This window comes from Alloalcanivorax sp. C16-1 (assembly GCF_046507805.1).
Taxonomy (GTDB): Bacteria; Pseudomonadota; Gammaproteobacteria; order Pseudomonadales; family Alcanivoracaceae; genus Alloalcanivorax.
Window position 1 is genome coordinate 100602 of record NZ_JBKFTK010000005.1, and the last position, 17252, is coordinate 117853.

General features: G+C 66.7%; 13 protein-coding genes. 3 read left to right on the forward strand and 10 right to left on the reverse strand.

Annotation, left to right across the window (positions count from 1 at the left end):
- The first annotated feature begins 1 nt into the window (after position 1).
- Together ACLD0W_RS15825 and ACLD0W_RS15830 are read left to right on the forward strand one after the other, a co-directional pair.
- Positions 2 to 958, forward strand: a complete 957-nt coding sequence (locus ACLD0W_RS15825) for a transaldolase (protein ID WP_410308449.1) — start codon at positions 2 to 4, stop codon at positions 956 to 958.
- The gene (locus tag ACLD0W_RS15830) at positions 955 to 1398 is read left to right on the forward strand and encodes a TerB family tellurite resistance protein (protein ID WP_410308450.1); all 444 of its coding nucleotides are present in this window, start codon (positions 955 to 957) and stop codon (positions 1396 to 1398) included. The genes ACLD0W_RS15825 and ACLD0W_RS15830 overlap by 4 nt, the downstream gene beginning before the upstream one ends.
- A 24-nt stretch (positions 1399 to 1422) precedes the next feature.
- Here ACLD0W_RS15830 and ACLD0W_RS15835 read toward each other — a convergent pair whose 3' ends face one another.
- The 7 genes from ACLD0W_RS15835 to ACLD0W_RS15865 all read right to left on the reverse strand — a co-directional run bounded on the left by ACLD0W_RS15835 (position 1423) and on the right by ACLD0W_RS15865 (position 11365).
- A complete protein-coding gene (locus ACLD0W_RS15835; RefSeq protein ID WP_410308451.1) occupies positions 1423 to 2295 on the reverse strand; it encodes a VacJ family lipoprotein in 873 nt (290 codons plus the stop codon).
- 105 nt (positions 2296 to 2400) lie between these two features.
- The gene (locus ACLD0W_RS15840; RefSeq protein WP_410308452.1) at positions 2401 to 3192 is read right to left on the reverse strand and encodes a DUF2063 domain-containing protein; all 792 of its coding nucleotides are present in this window, start codon (positions 3190 to 3192) and stop codon (positions 2401 to 2403) included.
- On the reverse strand, positions 3192 to 4052 hold the full coding sequence (locus ACLD0W_RS15845; RefSeq protein WP_410308453.1) for a DUF692 domain-containing protein: 861 nt from the start codon (positions 4050 to 4052) through the stop codon (positions 3192 to 3194). Before ACLD0W_RS15845 ends, ACLD0W_RS15840 begins: the two co-directional genes overlap by 1 nt.
- Before the next feature lie 11 nt (positions 4053 to 4063).
- Positions 4064 to 4324: a hypothetical protein gene (locus ACLD0W_RS15850; RefSeq protein WP_410308454.1), complete on the reverse strand. Its 261-nt coding sequence runs from the start codon at positions 4322 to 4324 to the stop codon at positions 4064 to 4066.
- A 140-nt stretch (positions 4325 to 4464) separates the two neighbouring features.
- Positions 4465 to 5595 carry a beta-ketoacyl-ACP synthase III gene (locus ACLD0W_RS15855; RefSeq protein ID WP_410308455.1) on the reverse strand — a complete coding sequence of 377 codons (1131 nt, stop codon included), beginning with the start codon at positions 5593 to 5595 and terminating at the stop codon, positions 4465 to 4467.
- A gap of 86 nt (positions 5596 to 5681) precedes the next feature.
- Complete coding sequence (hrpA, locus tag ACLD0W_RS15860) at positions 5682 to 9548, reverse strand: ATP-dependent RNA helicase HrpA (protein ID WP_410308456.1); 3867 nt, start codon at positions 9546 to 9548, stop codon at positions 5682 to 5684.
- Positions 9549 to 9559: 11 nt separating this feature from the next.
- A complete protein-coding gene (locus ACLD0W_RS15865) occupies positions 9560 to 11365 on the reverse strand; it encodes a M61 family metallopeptidase (protein WP_410308457.1) in 1806 nt (601 codons plus the stop codon).
- Positions 11366 to 11451: 86 nt separating this feature from the next.
- Here ACLD0W_RS15865 and ACLD0W_RS15870 point away from each other — a divergent pair, with 86 nt between their 5' ends.
- Positions 11452 to 12366, forward strand: coding sequence for an alpha/beta fold hydrolase (locus ACLD0W_RS15870; RefSeq protein ID WP_410308458.1), 915 nt, complete (start codon positions 11452 to 11454; stop codon positions 12364 to 12366).
- 9 nt (positions 12367 to 12375) lie between these two features.
- Here ACLD0W_RS15870 and ACLD0W_RS15875 read toward each other — a convergent pair whose 3' ends face one another.
- The 3 genes from ACLD0W_RS15875 to ACLD0W_RS15885 form a co-directional block, all read right to left on the reverse strand.
- The gene (locus ACLD0W_RS15875) at positions 12376 to 14454 is read right to left on the reverse strand and encodes a transporter substrate-binding domain-containing protein (protein ID WP_410308459.1); all 2079 of its coding nucleotides are present in this window, start codon (positions 14452 to 14454) and stop codon (positions 12376 to 12378) included.
- 170 nt (positions 14455 to 14624) lie between these two features.
- Positions 14625 to 16043, reverse strand: a complete 1419-nt coding sequence (locus ACLD0W_RS15880; RefSeq protein ID WP_410308460.1) for a thrombospondin type 3 repeat-containing protein — start codon at positions 16041 to 16043, stop codon at positions 14625 to 14627.
- 11 nt (positions 16044 to 16054) lie between these two features.
- A complete protein-coding gene (locus tag ACLD0W_RS15885) occupies positions 16055 to 17146 on the reverse strand; it encodes an OmpA family protein (RefSeq protein WP_410308461.1) in 1092 nt (363 codons plus the stop codon).
- Between the last annotated feature and the right edge of the window lie 106 nt (positions 17147 to 17252).

Here is a 17252-nt window from a genome sequence, read left to right on the forward strand (position 1 = left end):
CATGACGAGCAAACGGCAACAACTGGAACAGTGGACCACCGTGGTGGCGGATACCGGCGATCTGGAGAAGATCGCCGCTCTGCGTCCCCACGACGCCACCACCAACCCGTCCCTGCTGCTCGCCGCGGCCCGCGACGAACGGTTCCGCTACCTGCTCGATCAGGCCCGCGAGCTGGCCCGGGAAATGGGACACGGCGACGATCTGGCCTGGTGCTGCGACGCCTTCGCCTGCGTCGCCGGCCAGGCGGTGCTGGAACACATCCCGGGGCTGGTCTCCACCGAGGTGGACGCGCGTCTGTCGTTCGACACCGCCGCCACCGTGGCCAAGGCGCGCCGGCTGATGGCGCTGTACCGGGAGCTGGGCGTGGGCGGCGACCGGGTGCTGATCAAGGCCGCCGCCACCTGGGAAGGCATCCAGGCGGCGCGCATCCTGGAAGAGGAAGGCATCCACTGCAACCTGACCCTGGTGTTCGCGGTGGAGCAGGCGCTGGCCGCCGCCGAGGCCGGCGCCACCCTGATCTCGCCGTTCGTGGGCCGGATCCGCGACTGGCACGTGAAGCAGGGCCTGGAGATCAACCACGTCGACCAGGACCCCGGCGTGCAGTCGGTGCGCCGCATCTTCCACCTGTTCAAGGCCCGCGGGCTGGAAACCATCGTGATGGGCGCCAGCTTCCGCAACGCCGCCGAGATCGAGGCGCTGGCCGGCTGCGACCGCCTGACCATCAGCCCCGCCCTGCTGGATGAACTGGGCAACGACGACGGCACCCTGGAACGGCGCCTGGAAGACACCAACGTGGAACCGGAAACCGACTGGCAGCCGGTGAACGAAGCGGCGTTCCGCTGGTCCCTGAATGAGAACCCCATGGCCAGCGATCTGCTCAGCGACGGCATCCGGCGCTTCGCCGCCGATCAGCGGGCCCTGGAACAACGGCTCACCGAGGAGGAGATCGCCGCGTGAAATGGCTTGCCCGCCTGTTTCCCACCGACCACCGCGACAACGAAACCAGTACCGATGACCTGCACCGTGCCGCCGCCGCCCTGCTGATGGAGGTGGCGCGCACCGACGGCAAGGTGGATGAACAGGAAGAACGCCTGCTGGTGGAGGCGGTAAAACGGCACTGGCAACTGGACCAGACGGAGATGGATGACATCGTGGCGGAACTGCGCGAACGGGTGGAAGCCGCCACCGACCTGTTCGAGTTCACCCTGCCTCTGCGCGAACGCTGGGACCCGGAGACCCGGGTCCGGCTGATCTATGACATGTGGGCCATCGCCGCCGCCGACGGCAAGGCGGACGTCCACGAAGAGCAGCTGATCCGGCGGGTTTCCGATCTGCTGTACGTCTCCCACGGCGACTACATCCGCGGCAAACTGGCGGCCCTGGGCGAGGACGGCTGAACGCCGCCTCGCCGGGCGCCGGGGTTACTCCCAGCCGTCGTCCTCTTCCAGGGCCGGGTCCTCGTCCGGCAGCGGCGGCGCCGCCGCGTCCGGCCCCTCGATCTGAATCAGCCGGCGCTGCAGATAGGCGTTGCGGATAAAGGTGTAGCGGTCACCGACGATGTTCTTTTCCAGATCCAGCAGGTCGGCGCGCAGGTCCACGCCGTACAGCGCCGCCACGCCATAGCGGGTCAGGTCGTCCTCGATATAGGTGGGCGGCCACAGGTAGGAGCGCGGGTACAGGGTACCGGCGTCGCGCACCGAGGACGGCCCGAAGATCGGCAGCACCAGGTACGGCCCGGAGGGCACGCCCCAGCGGCCCAGGGTGACGTCCAGATTGGTATCGCTGTTGTGCAGATTCATGTCGCTGGCCACGTCGAACAGCCCGGCCAGGCCCAGGGTGGTGTTGACCGTGAAGCGCCCCAGGTTCTGCCCGGCGTCGCCCCACTGCCATTGCAGCGCGTAGTTGATCGAGTCACCGATGTCGCCCAGGTTGCTGAAGAAGCGCGTCACGGTGTCGTCCAGCCATTGCGGCGTGATCCAGCGATACCCCTTGGCCGCCGGCTTGATGGCATAGCGGTCGACGAATTCGTTGAAGCCGAAGATTTTGCGGTTGAAGCCCTTCCAGGGGTCGCGCTCCTCGAAGGCGGCGGCGCCGCCGCGATCAAAGGGGGTGGACGCCTCGCCCCATTCGTCATCGTCGCCGGCGTCGGTGTCGGCCTGCTCGCTGGCGGCGGCACGGGGGTCATTACGGGCCGGGGCGTCCGCCGGCGGGGCGTCGTCCGCCGGGGTCTGGGAAGGGGAATGAGCACAGCCGGCCAGGGCGATCCATAACAGAGCAGGAATCCATACGCGCACGGGCAAAGTCCTTTCTTCGTGATTTTATCGTCGGCGCATTATAGCGGCGCGCCCGGTGGGCAGAGCAACCGCTCCCTGGCCGGGCCTGGCGGTTGCGCCAGCCAGTCAATTCGCGGAGCGGCCCTCGCGGATGCCGAGAATCAGTCCCCGCTGGCGCAGTCCGGCCAGCAGATCGGCGCCGAAGGCACGCAGGGCGGCCGGGTCCGGATGCCCGATCTCCTCCCCCAGCCGGGCCAGCAGCCGCTCGCCGCTGTCCGTCGGATGTTCGCCGATCAGCGCCAGCAGCCGGGCGGTGGCCGCGTTGATCTCCATGAAGGCCACCCGCTCGTCGGCGCCCCGGTAGATCAGCAGCCAGACCGGCCGCGGCGGTGGCTCGGTGGGCCGGTGCTCCGGGCCGATGCGGTGCACCGGCCAGCGGTATTGCAACACCGCGTGCAAGGGCGACAGGCAGGGCACGCCGGACAGCGGATCGCCGTCCACCGTGGTCCCGTCCAGGGCCGGCGCGTCGGCGGTTTCCAGCACCACCTCCATCCACTCGTAATGGGCCAGCTCGGCCAGAAACGGCGGGGCGCCCTCCTCCGGCCTGTACTCCTCCGCCAGAAAGGTCACGAATTCCGCGCCGATCTCGAGAAAATAGGGTGAGCGGGAAGTGTGGGCCTCAAAGAAGGTACGCACCAGTCGCCGCCAGGCGGGCTCGTCGTGGAGCGCCCGGAGGACCGGAAAGCCCTTTTCCAGAAAACCGTTGATGTTGTTGAAAAACAGATTGCGATAGACCGCCAGACGCCGCTCCTCGATGCCCTCCGGGGCCGGGTGCCGGTCCGGATCGCGCAGGTGGGCGGCGAACCGTCGTTGGATACGCTGGAACTCCGGTTCCCTGTCCCGGTCCGGGGCCGCCATCAGGCGCTCCGCAGCGCCGGTCGGGCGCCGCCGTGGGTGTGCTGCAGCGCGCCGATGTGGCGCAGCTCATCGCACAGGGTGTCGAACGGCGGGAAATTGAAGTCCCGTTCCAGCAAGGTGGGCAGCACGCCGAATTCCTGGTAAGCCACCTCCAGCAGGCGCCACACCGGGTCGATGACCTCGGCGCCATGGGTGTCCACTTTCAGGTCCTCGGCCTCGTCGAAATGGCCGGCCACGTGCACATAAAAAATGCGCTCGCCGGGCAGGCCGCGAATGAAGTCGGCGGCGTCGTAGCCGTGATTGATGCCGTTCACATAGGCATTGTTCACATCCAGAAGCAACCCACAGTCGGCCTCTTCCAGCACCGCGCGCACGAAGTCCAGCTCGCTCAAGGCGGCGCTTTCGCGCACCGGCGGCGCCGCGTAGTAGCTCACATGTTCGATGCCGATACGCTGGCCAAGAAAATCCTGCACCTGGCGGATACGCTCCGCCGCGTGGTGCACGGCTTCCTCGGTGAAGGGAATCGGCATCAAATCGTAAAGATGGCCGTGGTCACCGCAATAGCTCAGGTGCTCGGTATAGCAGCGGATGCGGTGTTCGGCGAGAAAGGTTTTGATCCGTCCGAGCAGATCGAAATCCAGCGGCTCCGGGCCGCCCAGGGACAGGCTCAGACCGTGACTGACGAAGGGGAAGCGTTCGGTGAAGGCGCGAAACTCGCGACCCAGCCGACCGCCCATGGGAATCCAGTTCTCCGGCGCCACTTCCAGAAAATCCACCGGCGGCGACGGGGCTTGGGACAGCGGGCCCATCAGGGCCCGCCTCAGCCCCAGACCGGTACCGGTCACGGGGAACGTCTTCATGGAACGGCCTGTCAGCCCTGGCCGCCGCAGCTGCCTTCGGACTTCTTGTCGCCGCCGCAGCTGCCTTCACCTTTCTTGTCGCCGCAGCTGCCTTCGCCGCACTTGCCTTCACCGTCCTTGGAGTGATCGCCGGCGAGTTGATACCCGCTTTGCAGATCGGTGGCGCCGAACGGATTGTCGGCGGCGTGTACCGCCGGGATGGACATCGCGGAAGCCACGACGGCGGCACCCAGGGTGGCGGCCAGCGGGTTCATTTTGCTTTCTTTAGCCATGATCGATCTCCTGAAACGCATCATTATCGAACTGTATGCTCGAACTGTATGAAACTTATTGTCGACGGCACCTTGGGCGCCGTGACCCTATGGATGCACGGATCAGGTAAAGATCACGTGGAGATCGAAATCTTTTTTTTTCAGCGCACCCGATTGACCACCACGCTGCCGATGGAATAACCGGCGCCAAAGGAGCAAATCACCCCGTGGGTGCCCGCTTCCAGATCGGTGTTGTGCTTGTGAAACGCGATGATCGAACCGGCCGAGCTGGTGTTGGCGTAATCGTCCAGAATCACCGGCGCTTCCTCGCGGCTGGCGTCCCGGCCCAGCACGCGGCGGGCGATAAACTCGTTCATGCTCAGGTTGGCCTGGTGCAGCCACATGCGTTTCACGTCGCTCACCGGCACCTGGAGATCGCTCAGGTGGGAGGTGATCTGTTCCGCCACCATCGGGCACACTTCCTTGAATACCTTGCGCCCTTCCTGGCGGAACAATTTATCGCGGGCGCCCACGCCGGACGGATCGGCGCGGTTCAGGAAGCCGAAATTATTGCGGATATTGTTGGAAAAACGGGTCTGCAAACGGGTGCCCAGCACTTCCCACTGGGTGGCGCTGGTGGCGTCCTCGGCGCGCTCCAGAATCACCGCCGTGGCCACGTCACCGAAAATAAAATGGCAATCCCGATCCTGCCAGGCCAGATGGCCGGAACAGATTTCCGGATTGACCATCAGCACGCGACGGGCGGAGCCGTTGCGGATGGCGTCCACGCCGGCCTGGATGCCGAAGGTGGCGCTGGAACAGGCCACGTTCATGTCGTAACCCCAGCCGTGTTCCATGCCCAGCGCCTGCTGCACTTCCACGGCCATGGCCGGGTAGGCGCGCTGCATGTTGGAACAGGCCACCAGCACCGCGTCCAGGTCGTCCGGGCCCAGGCCGGCGTTGTCGAGCGCCTGGCGGGCCGCCTTGACGGCGATCTCCGCCTGCACCGACAGCTCATCGTCGCCGCGCTCGGGAATGCTCGGGCACAGACGGTCCGGGTCGAGAATGCCTTCCTTGTCCAGCACGTAACGCTGCTTGATGCCGGACGCCTTTTCGATAAAGGCGCTGTTGGACGGGGTCAGCGCTTCCCGCTCGCCGGCCTCGATGGCGGCCGCGTGCTCACGGTTGTGCCGCTCCACGTACTCGTTGAAGGAGGCCACCAGTTCGTCGTTGGTGATGGATTGCTCAGGGGTCCAGAGTCCGGTCCCGCTGATCACTACGGAATGGGTCACAAGCCTGTCCTCGCGCAAAGGGCGGTAAATAGGTCAATTATCCGGATATGACAGGTCCGGCGCAAAGGGCGCAAGCGGCGCGGCGCTCAACAGACCTCCCACTGCTTGTTAAGTCGCTTGGCGGACACCGGCACCTTGGTGCCCAGAGGCTGCGCGAACAGGCTGACCCGGTACTCCTCGATCATCCAGCGGAACAGGCGCAGCGGCGCCGGCTGCCGCCAGGGAGGCGTGTCGCCGGCGCGGCGCAGGAAGCGCTCCTGGTAATCCTCCAGCTCGGCCACCACGGCGCGGTCGCGGCCGATCTGGCCGCCCATCTTTTCCAGACGCTGGGCCACCGCCGTCAGATAGCGGGGGTACTCGCTCAGCCATTCCCCCTCCACCGCCAGCGGAAAGGCATCGCTGAACAGTCCGCCGAGCTGGGTCTTCAAATCCCGGTGGGCGTGGGCCCAGGCCAGCGGAAAATTTTTCTCCAGGCGCGCCATGGTATCGCGATAGGCCACGAACAGTTCGCCGTAGCCGGTGAGCGCCTTCTCCGCCGCGCTTACGAAGTCGCCACGGCCGGCGTCGAAGCGGGTCCGCCAGGCGTCACCGTCACGCACCGGCTCGGCATGAAAACGGAAATGGTCGGCGGCGAACCGCAACAGCACCCGCTCCAGACCGTGCCGGCCCAGCTCGGATTTGTCCGCCTTGAGTTTCTGGAAACCGGGACGCTGGCCGGCGAAGCGCTTCAGGGCGCGCACCTGATCGCCCAGCGCCAGCAGCGCCAGGCGCGCGCAGCCGTAGCCGTGGTGCCAGGCGGCATCGTCCGGGTCCGCCCGGCGCCGCAGCGCCACCCGGTCGCCCAGGTCTTCCAGGGCCGGATAATGGCGCAGCCGCAGGCCGCCCTGCTCCCGCTCCTCGCTGGCCGGCACCGCGCCGAAACACCAGTCACGGCCTTCCGGGTCCGGCTCGTCACGGACCACCGGCGCCGCCGCCACCTGCTCCGCCAGGGCCCGGCGCAGGGCGGCCGGGTCCCGACTTTCCCGCAGGGCGGCGCCCTCGCCGTCCACCACCCGCACATTCATGCGCAGATGGTCCGGGATGCGATCCACCGGCCATTCTTCCTGCTCCACCCGCACGCCGGTCATGCGCTGCAGCTCCCGGGTCATGGCCGGCAGCAGCGGCTGGTCCGGGGACAACGCCTCCATCAGCGCGTTGACGAAATCCGGTACCGGCACGAAATGACGCCGGCGTGCCTTGGGCAGACCACGAATCAGCGCTTCCAGCTTTTCACGGAGCAGGCCGGGCACCAGCCAGTCCAGCCGCTGGTCGGGCACCTGCCCCAGGGCCGCCACCGGCACCACCAGGGTGACGCCGTCGGTGTCGCCGGTGGGGTCGAAACTGTATTCCAACGGCAGACTCAGGCCGTCCAGATCAAGCCGGTCGGGAAAGGCGTCCTCGCGCAGGTCCGGGCTGCGCGACAGCAGGAAATCGTCGTCCATCAGCAGCGTCCGGCGCTGCGCCTCGGAGGCGGTTTTGCGATACCAGGTTTCCAGGTGCGTGAGGCTGTACAGGTCCTCCGGCAGGCGCTCGTCGTAGAACGCCACCCGGGCCTCCTCATCCACAAGAATGTCCCGGCGACGCAGCTTGTGCTCCATCGCCTCGAGCCGCTCCAGGCGCTCCCGGTTGGCCTTCACGAAGGCCGGCTCGCGGCTCAGCTGACCGGCCACCAGGCCCTCGCGGATCATCAGTTCCCGGGCCAGGGGCGGATCCAGCGGGCCGTAGTTCACCCGCCGGCCGGACGCCAGGATCAGGCCGAACAGGTTGACCTGCTCCTTGGCCATCACGCAGCCGCGCTTTTTCGACCAGTGCGGCTCGAAGTACTGGCGCTTGATCAGATGCGCCGCTTCCTGCTCCACCCAGTGCGGCTCGATGCGCGCCACGCAGCGGGCGAACAGCCGGCTGGTTTCCACCTGCTCGGCGGCCATCAGCCAGCGGGCACCGTTCTTGCGGTTGGCGCTCTTGCTCAGCGACGAGCCGGGCCAGATCAACGGCTTGCGGTTGCGGGTGGACAGCCACTCGCCTTCCTCGCCGCGCTGCATCACATTGCCGAGCAGGCCGGTGAGCATGGCCCGGTGCACCGACTCATACTCCGCCGGCTCCGCGTTCAGGGCCCAGCCCTGCTCCCGGGCCAGCAGCAACAGCTGGCGATGAGTGTCGCGCCACTCGCGCATCCGCGACGGCGCCAGAAAGGTTTTTTTCAGGGTCTTTTCGAACTGGGCCCGGGACAGCGCCTCGCGCTGTTCCTCCGCCCACCGCCAGAGATTGAGAAACCAGAGGAAGTCGCTGTCCTTGTCCTCGAACGGCTGGTGCGCCTGGTCGGCCTGCTGCTGCTTGTCCCGGGGCCGCTCGCGGGGGTCCTGCACCGCCAGGGCGGCGACGATCACCAGCACCTCGCGCAGCGCTTTCTTGTCGGCGCCGCCCACCACCATGCGCGCCAGGGTCGGGTCCAGGGGAAAGCGCGCCAGTTGCCGTCCCAGGGCGGTGGGCCGGCGGCCCTTGTCCAGGGCCCCCAGTTCCTCCAGCAGCCGATAACCGTCGCGGATAAAGCGACCGTCCGGCGGCTCCATGAAGGGAAAGTCCTCCACCGCGCCCAGGCGCAGATCCGCCATCTGCAGAATCACCGCCGCCAGATTGGTGCGCTGGATTTCCGGATCGGTGAACACCGGACGCTGCAGAAAATCGTCTTCCTCATAGAGCCGGAAACAGACGCCGGGCATCAGCCGGCCACTGCGCCCGGCGCGCTGGTTGGCGCTGGCCTGGGACACCGGCTCCACCGGCAGCCGCTGCACCTTGGAATGCACGCTGTAGCGGCTGATGCGGGCGGTGCCGGCGTCGATCACATAGCGAATGCCGGGCACCGTCAGGGAGGTCTCCGCCACGTTGGTGCTGAGCACCACCCGCCGGCCCCGGTGGCTGGAAAATACGCGCTGCTGCTCGGCGCCGCTCAGCCGCGCGTACAGCGGCAGCAGTTCCGTGTCGCGGAACTCGCAGCGCTTGAGGTGATGGTGCACGTCGCGGATGTCGCGCTCGCCACTGAGAAACACCAGCACATCGCGGGCGGTGGGCGGGCCGCTCTGGCGTTCCTCGCGCTGGATCTCGCGGAGCACGTCCTCCACCTGCAGCGCCAGATCCCGGTCCGCCTCCGGCGGCCGGTAGCGGATCTCCACCGGGAAGGTACGCCCGGACACCTCGAACACCGGCGCCTCGCCGAAGTGGGCGGCGAAGCGCTCATGGTCGATGGTCGCCGAGGTGATGATCACCTTCAGGTCCGGACGGCGCGGCAGCAGTTGCTTGAGATAGCCCAGCAGGAAATCGATGTTGAGGCTGCGCTCGTGGGCCTCGTCGATGATCAGGGTGTCGTACTGATTGAGAAAGCGGTCGTTCTGGATCTCGCTGAGCAGCATGCCATCGGTCATCAGCTTGATCAGGCTGTCCTCGCCCACCTGTTCGCTGAAACGCACCTTGTAGCCGACCTTCTCGCCGACCCGCGTGTGCAGTTCCTCGGCCAGCCGCGCCGCCACCGAGCGCGCCGCCAAACGGCGCGGCTGGGTGTGGCCGATGTAACCGTCCACGCCGCGCCCCAGCTGCAGACAGATCTTGGGCAGCTGGGTGGTCTTGCCGGAGCCGGTTTCGCCGGCCACCACCACCACCTGATGGTCACGGATCGCCGCCGCCAGCTCCTCCCGGTGGCGCACCACCGGCAGGTCCGGCCATTCCAGGGGCGCCTCCAGCAGCGTACGACGCCGCGCCCGGGCGGCCACGGAGGTTTCAATGGCGGCGGCCACCTTGTCGCGGCCGCCTTCACTGAAACGCCGGGCCAGGCCGTCCAGGCGTTTTTTCAGGCGCGGCCGGTCACCGGCGCGGGCCTGCCGCAGCCGCTGATAAAGATCCTGTAATGCGGTCTCGGTCATGAAGATCCGTGTCAGCGGCGGTTGAGCAGCCAGGCCCGGCCTTTTTCATTGAGCACGTCACCGTCCAGGCTCAGCCAGGCGGTGGTCGGCTCCGACGGCGCCAGGTCCACGGTGAAGCGCATCAGCTCGTCACGGCGGAAGGCGTGCACCTCCACCCGCTCGCCCTCGCGGTAGGCGGCCAGCACCGTGTCCAGGCTGCCCGCGTCCACCTTGAGGCCGTCCACCGCGATGATCACATCACCGGCGGACAGGCCGGCGGCCATGGCGGCGCCCTGCTCGTAGGCCACCTGCACCCGGGCGCCTGCCGGGTCCGCGGCCACCCGTACGCCCAGGTTCACCGGGGCCGGTTCGGCGCCGGCTTTGCCACCCGGTTTTCCGCCATTGTCGCCGTGGCCATTCGCCGGGCGCCAATGCAGGATCACGCCGCGCTCCGCCAGCAGTTCCGCCAGCGGCAGATCCTCGGTGCCGTACAGCGCCTGCTCGAAGAAGTCGCCCAGATCGACGCCGGCGATCTCCTCGGCCAACGACCGGATGCCCTGCTCCGGCACGCCCTCACCGGTCTGGCCGTGGCGCCGCCACAGCAGCCGCATCAGATCGTCCAGGCTCTTCTCATCGTTGGTCTCGCGGCGCAGGGTCAGGTCCAGAGCCAGGGCGATCAGAGCGCCCTTGGCGTAATAGCTGACAATGGCGTTGGGCGCGTTCTCGTCCTGCTGGTAGAAACGCGTCCAGGCATCGAAGCTGGATTCGGTGACGGTCTGCTTGAAGCGGCCCTGGCCGCGATAGACGCGGGTCAGGGTCTGGCCGAGCAGCTCCAGATAACTCTGCGGAGTGATCAGCCCGGTGCGCGCCAGGGACAGATCGTCGTAATAGCTGGTGATGCCCTCGAACGCCCACAGCAGTTCGGTGTGCACCTCGCCGCGCAGGTCGAAGGGTGTGAACGCCGCCGGCTTGATGCGCTTCACGTTCCAGGTGTGGAAGTACTCGTGGCTGCACAGGCCCAGGTAGCTGCGGTAGCCGTCGCGGACCCGGTCCGGGGCGTCGGTGCGCAGCGGCAGATCGGTGCGCGGGCTCATCAGGCTGGTGGAGTTGCGGTGCTCCAGCCCGCCGTAGCCGTTGGTGACCAGGGTCATGAACACATAGCGGTCCATCGGCGCCGGTTCGCCAAACAGTTTGATATGGTGCTCGCAGATCGGTTTCAGGTCCCGGCACAGGCGCGCCATGTCGGCCCGCTGGCGGCCGCTGAGCACCACCTGATGGGGCACGCCGCAGGCTTCGAATTCGGCGTGCTCGAAGTCGCCCATCTCCACCGGGTGGTCCAGCAGGGCGTCGTAGTCGTCGGCGCGGAAACGGCCGAAGCCCAGCTCCGCGCCACTTACCCGCTCCAGCCCGGTGGCCAGTTTCCAGGTGCCGTAGGCGGCGCCCGCCGGCGCTTCGATGTCCACCTCGCAGGGCTGGTCCTCGAACCCCATGGCGGCCAGGAACACACAGGGCCCGTTGAAATAGCCGTGGGTGGTATCCAGGTGGGCGCCGCGCACCGACAGGTCCCAGGCGTACACCTGATACTCCACGGTCACCGGGCCGTCCACCGGCGGCAGCTGCCAGGTCTGTTTGTCGATCTTGGCCACGTCCAGGGCCCGGTCGCCGGCGCGCGCCTCCAGGCTGACGATGTGGCGGGCGAAATCGCGAATCATGTAGCTGCCCGGAATCCAGGCCGGCAGGGTCAGGCCCTGCCCTTCCGGGGTGGGCTCGGCCACCGTCAGGGTTACCTGGAAAAGATGGGCTTCCGGTCTGAGCGGACCAATCCGATAGTGAATCACACCGACTCCTTAACTGGCGGGGAAGCTGGTCACTGGAAGCCCATCATGATACATGTTCAGCACGTTTTCAGGGGACCCCATCCACGATGACTTCGGATTGTTTCGTACTCGACGCCGGCGACGGCCACCGCATCGGCGTGCACGAATGGCGCGCCGCCGATCCCATCGGCACCTTGATCTGGCTGCACGGCATGGGCGAGCACGGCGCCCGCTACCAGGCGCTGGGCGAAATCCTCGCCGAGCACGGCTGGAATCTGTACTGCCCGGACCATCGCGGCCATGGCATCAGCCAGGACGCGGACCAGCCGCCGGGCCACTTCGGCGACCAGGACGGCTGGGACAAGGTGATCGGGGATGTACAGCGGGTGGTGGAAGCGGTGGCCGAGCGTGATCCCGGGCCGCTGGTGCTGGGCGGCCACAGCATGGGCTCGTTCATCGCCCTGGCCGGCGCCGAGCGCTTCGGCGAACGGCTGGACGGCCTGGTGCTGTGCGGCAGCGACTACCATTCCGCCGGGTACTACCGCAGCCTGCTGCCGGTGATCCGCTGGCAGCAACGGCGCCAGGGCCCGCGCGGCCAGAGCGCCCTGATCGACAAGCTCACCTTCGGCGCCTGGGCGCGCAGCGTCCGTGACGCGCGCACCGACTTCGACTGGCTCAGCCACGACCAGGACCAGGTGGACGCCTATATCGACGACCCCCTCTGCGGCTTCCAATGCACCAACGCCACCTGGGTGGCGCTGGTAGCGGCACTGGCCCGGGTGCAGGGCAAGCGCGGCCTGGCCGCCCTGCCCGCCGGCCTGCCGGTGCTGCTGCTGGGCGGTCGCCAGGACCCGATGAGCAATTTCGGCAAGGGCATGGACCGGCTGGAAAACGCCCTGCGCCGGCGCGGCCTGCCGCTGCGGCGCCTGGACTGCCCGGAAGGGCGACATGAAATCCTCAACGACTATTGCGCCCCGGAGGTGCGGCAGACGTTGCTGGAGTGGTTGAATCGGCGGCTCTAGCGGCGCCGTTCAATCCGGCTGCGCGGAAATGTTGTTTTCCACCGTGAATTCCACGTAGCCCAGATACCGGTTGCGGATCTCGCGCACGTATTTGACCGGCTCGGAACCGCGCACATACCCGAACCGCGCCTGGCGGGCGTACTGCGGGCGGGATAGCAGCAGCATGGCGGTTTCCACATTGTCGAACCAGACGTCCGGGTCCTTGCCCAGGCGCTGGGCCAGACGTCGGGCGTCTTCCACATGGCCGGCGCCGGCGTTGTAGGCGGCCAGGCCGAAATACAGTTTCTGGGCCAGTTCCAGCCGCTGTGGAAAACGGTCCTCCAGCCATTGCAGATAGGCCATGCCGGCGGCGATGCCCTGCTCCGGATCGTGGGGGTCGCTGAAGCCGAACTGGCGGGCGGTGCGCGGCATCACCTGCATCAGCCCCTGGGCGCCGGCGAAGGAGCGCGCGTCCGGGTTGAAGCGGCTTTCCTGGTACATCTGCGACACCACCAGACGCCAGTCGAAGCCGTACTCCAGCGCGTATTCCTTGATCAGATCGTCGTAGGGAGAGATTTCCTTGCCCGCCTCCACCCGGTATTCCTCGTGCAGGCGGATGGTCTTGGGTTCCTTGAAATAGCGGTTGAAAGTGACGTTGTAGAACAGGCCCTTGTAATGGCGGCTGATGTAAGCGTCCAACTGCTTCTTGAGTCGCGGCTGGTTGGCGCGCAGGCCCCAGGCGATGTCGCGGTCGCCCTCCAGGGTCCAGAGCGGCTGGATGTCGTCCCGGTAGGTACTTTCCAGCGCCGCCAGATGGCTGTCCACCAGGGTCAGGTCCACCTCGCCGTCGGCCACCTGCTGGATCAGCATTTCCGAGGTGGCGCCCTCTTCCCGACGCACGGTCACGTCGATGCCGCGCTCGCGCAGCCGTTCCAGGGAGTCCACGAAGGCGCTGTCGGCGGCCACCGCCACGGTGCGTCCGGCCAGCTCTTCCACCGATTCCAGCGGGTCTTCGTCGGCCGGGCCGATGATCTGCTCCCGCACCTCCAGATAGCGCTTGCTGAAGTGCCAGCCGGCCCGCTGCCGTTCCTCGGTGACGGTCATGGAGGCGGCGATCACATCGCCGGCGCCCTCCTCCAGGGCCTGGAACATTTCCGAGGCGCTGTTGCGCACCACCATGCGCACCCGCAGACCGTGCTGCTTGGCGAAGTGGCGGATCAGATCGTAGTCGAAGCCCATCAGCTCGCCGCGCCACAGAAAGTAGCTGGCCGGGTTGTTGGAGGTGATCACGCGCAGCACGCCTTCCTCCTTGATGGCGGCCCAGTCGCGCTGCACCCGGGTCTGCACCGAGGCGCTCACATGATGGCTGACGATGAATTCGTTGATCGCCGCGCGCAGCACCGGATTGTCCTGGCGTACCGCCCAGGCGATGCGGCGGCGCTCCTTGACCACCGGCCCGCGGCGCAGGCCGTCGTAGTCCAGCAGCAGGCTCTCGAGCATGTTGCCGTCCACGATGGTGGCGCCGTAGCGCCCGTCCGCCACCGCCTCCAGCAGGCCGGCGTCGGAGGTGTCGCCGGGCAGGGTTTCCACCTTGATGGTGTCGAATCGGTCGGCCAGTTCCTCGGCGGTCTCCGCATAGGCGGTGCCCTCCGGTACCGCCAGGGTCATGGCGCCGAGGTCGGCCAGGTCGTCGCCCTCACGGCTGTCCGGCACCACCAGGTACTCGTCGATCACCGCCACCGGCGTACAGAACGCCAGCGCCTCGCCACGGGCCTCGGTGACCGAATAGTTGCTGACGATCATGTCCGCGCCGCCGTCGTTGACCAGGTCCGCCAGCTCGCCGGTGCCGTCGGTGTAGACCCAGCGCGGTTCCAGCCCCAGGGCCTCGGCGGCGGCTTCCGCCTGCTCACGGAACTCCTGCAGCGGCACGCCTTCGCGCACCAGCGCCTGCTCCTCGTCGAAGCGCGGCGCCGCCAGACGCAGCACGCCGCGCTCTTGCAGCGCCTCCAGGTCGCCGGTTTCGGTGTAGTCCGGGCCCTGGCCGCAGCCGGCCAGCAACGCAAGCGTCAGCACCGCCAGCAGCGCGGTGGTCACGGGGTGGTTGGTCATGCAATCGTTCCCTCCTGCGCACCAATCTAACCGAAAAGGGTGACCGGCGGCGAATTGTTAAATGGAGGGCGTGAAACCGGGGCGAGGGCAAGGCGGGTGAAGAAAAAACGCGGGCGAAAAAAAGGGGCGCCGCAAGGCGCCCCATGATCTGCCTGATCAGAGAAGGAGTATCAAGGTGCCGGAGTATTGCCGGCGCAAACGCGGTGGATCCGCAGACTGTCGTTCACGTTGAGAAGACCCGCGTACTCCAGTTCCACGCTGTCGAAGGTCACCGCGCCGGTGTCCACCTCGGCGGACAGGAAGCGCTGGTCGCTGTTCAGGGACAGACCCAGCAGTTCCAGATCCAGCAGACCGCCGTCCACGGTGAAGCTCTGAACCACCTCGCCGTCGTCGATCAGCCGCAGGGTCAGGAAGTTGCCCAGCAGGCCCAGGTTGAGCAGGGACGAGGCCGGATCGGAGATCACGAAACCGATGCGGTCGATGCCGGTGATGTCGTTGCTCTCATCCGCGGCGTCGGCGCTGATTTGCGCGCCACCGTAGATCAGCGCGGCGGACACGTTCATCTCGGCGAAGTTCTGCTCGACGTCGTCGGTCAGGTATTCCGGATTGTCCACACTGGCGATGGCGACACCGAGGGAGCCCCCATTGCCCTGATAGTCCGGGCTCAGCAGCGGCTGATAGGTGGTGCTGTCGTTACAGGTGAAGCCGTCGGTGTCGCACACGTCGCCGATGCCGTCACCGTCCGCGTCCGCCTGGTCCGCGTTGGCGACGGTCGGGCAGTTGTCGATGTCGTCCGGCACGCCGTCGTCGTCCTGATCCTGGGTGTCGTCCACCGGGCAGCCGTTGTTGATGGCCGGGCCGGGGGTACGCGGGCACTCGTCATCCACGTTGTCCACGCCGTCACCGTCCAGATCGTCGTCGCACACGTCGCCCACGTTGTCACCGTCCAGATCTTCCTGGTCCGGGTTGGGGATCAGCAGGCAGTTGTCGTCCTGGTTGGGCACGCCGTCGCCGTCGGTGTCGCCGTCACAGGCGTCGCCGGTGCCGTCGCCGTCGGTGTCGAGCTGGTCGAAGTTGGCCACGTAGGGGCAGTTGTCGTCGTCGTTCTGGATGCCGTCGTCGTCGATGTCGTTGTCGCACACGTCACCGATGCCGTCACCGTCGATGTCGGACTGGTTCGGGTTGGGGACCGCCGGACAGTTGTCCTCGTTGTCCTCGATGCCGTCGTCGTCCTGGTCGATGTTGTTGTCGCAGGCGTCGCCGATACCGTCATTGTCGGTGTCGGTCTGGTCCGGGTTGGCCACCCGCGGACAGTTGTCATCGTCGTTCTCGATGCCGTCGTCGTCGATGTCGTCGTCGCAGGCGTCACCGATGCCGTCCTGGTCCTGATCCAGCTGGCTGTGGTTGGGCACCGCCGGGCAGTTGTCCTGATCGTCCGGAATGCCGTCGTTGTCCTGGTCTTCGGGCGCGTTCGGCGTCGGGTTGTTACCGCCGCCACCGCCGTCGCTGTCACTGGCGTTGCAACCATAGATCCCGGCGCCGAGCACGGCGAGCAGGACCAGCATGGTCAGGTTTCTGAGCTTCAACATGTGGTTTCTCCTCACTTCTCGGTGACGCGGAATTCAACGCGGCGGTTCATGGCACGGCCGGATTCATTGTCGTTGCTGGCTACCGGGTCCAGTTCGCCGTAGCCCCGGGCGGTCACGCGGTCGGCGTCGACGCCACGCATCACCAGATACTGACGCACCGCTTCGGCGCGCTGGCGGGACAGCTGCTCGTTGTAATCGGCGTTGCCGACGCTGTCGGTGTGGCCGGCCACTTCCACGCGGAAGTCGGTCTGCGCCTTCAGGGAATCGGCGATGCGGTCCAGGGTGGATTCGGAACCGGTGGTCAGACGGGCGGAATCGAATTCAAAGTTGATGTTGCTGAGCGTCACGGTCTGGTTGGCGATCAAACAGCCCTTGGCGTCCACCTGGCCACCCTGCAGGGTGTTCGGGCACTGATCGCGATCGTCCGGCACGCCGTCACCGTCGGAATCCACGGACGGCTTGGGCTGGATGCGCACTTCGCGGGTCTCCACCACCACTTTTTCCTTGGTGATGACCTTGGTGTAGCCGAGCGGGAATTCCACACCCAGGGAGAAACGCACGTCGCCAAAGGCGCCGTCGCCACGGGCCGGGCCGGCGCCGTCGAAGTCGTCGTACACGTAGCGCACGTCGCCACGGAATTTCAGGCCGTTGTCGAACACCGGGCCGGTGACCGCGCCGAGGCCGGCGGTGGCGCCGAAGTTGGTGTCCTGGTCGTCGTCGGGCAGCACTTCCTGATCGATGGCGCCCACGGTAACGATGGCGTACGGGGTGAAGCCGGTGCGGTCACCGAAGGCGTAGGCCAGACCGGTGGTCAGGTGGTACTGATAGAAATCCTGGGTGTTGGGGATACCCGGATCCATCTTGTAGAAGCCGAATTCAGTCTCCCACCAGAAGTGATCGGACAGCTGACGACCGTAAAAGACACTGTAGCCAGCGGCATCGTCGTCATACTGGCGGTCCTTGTCCAGATCCACGTAGGAGCCGAAGCCACCCACGTACTGGCGCGTGTTCACATCCTCTTCGTAATGCTCTTCCGCCAGAGCCGGCTGCATCGCCAGCCCCACGGCCATTACCAGCGGGGACAATTTCAAGCTTACTTTCATGGTGTTACCCCCCTCGGGTATCAACGGATTACACTGCAAGCATTGGAATAGCCGGGGGGCTTAAAAAAAACAGACTTCCGGTGACTTCCAGTAGGATTAGTGTTGA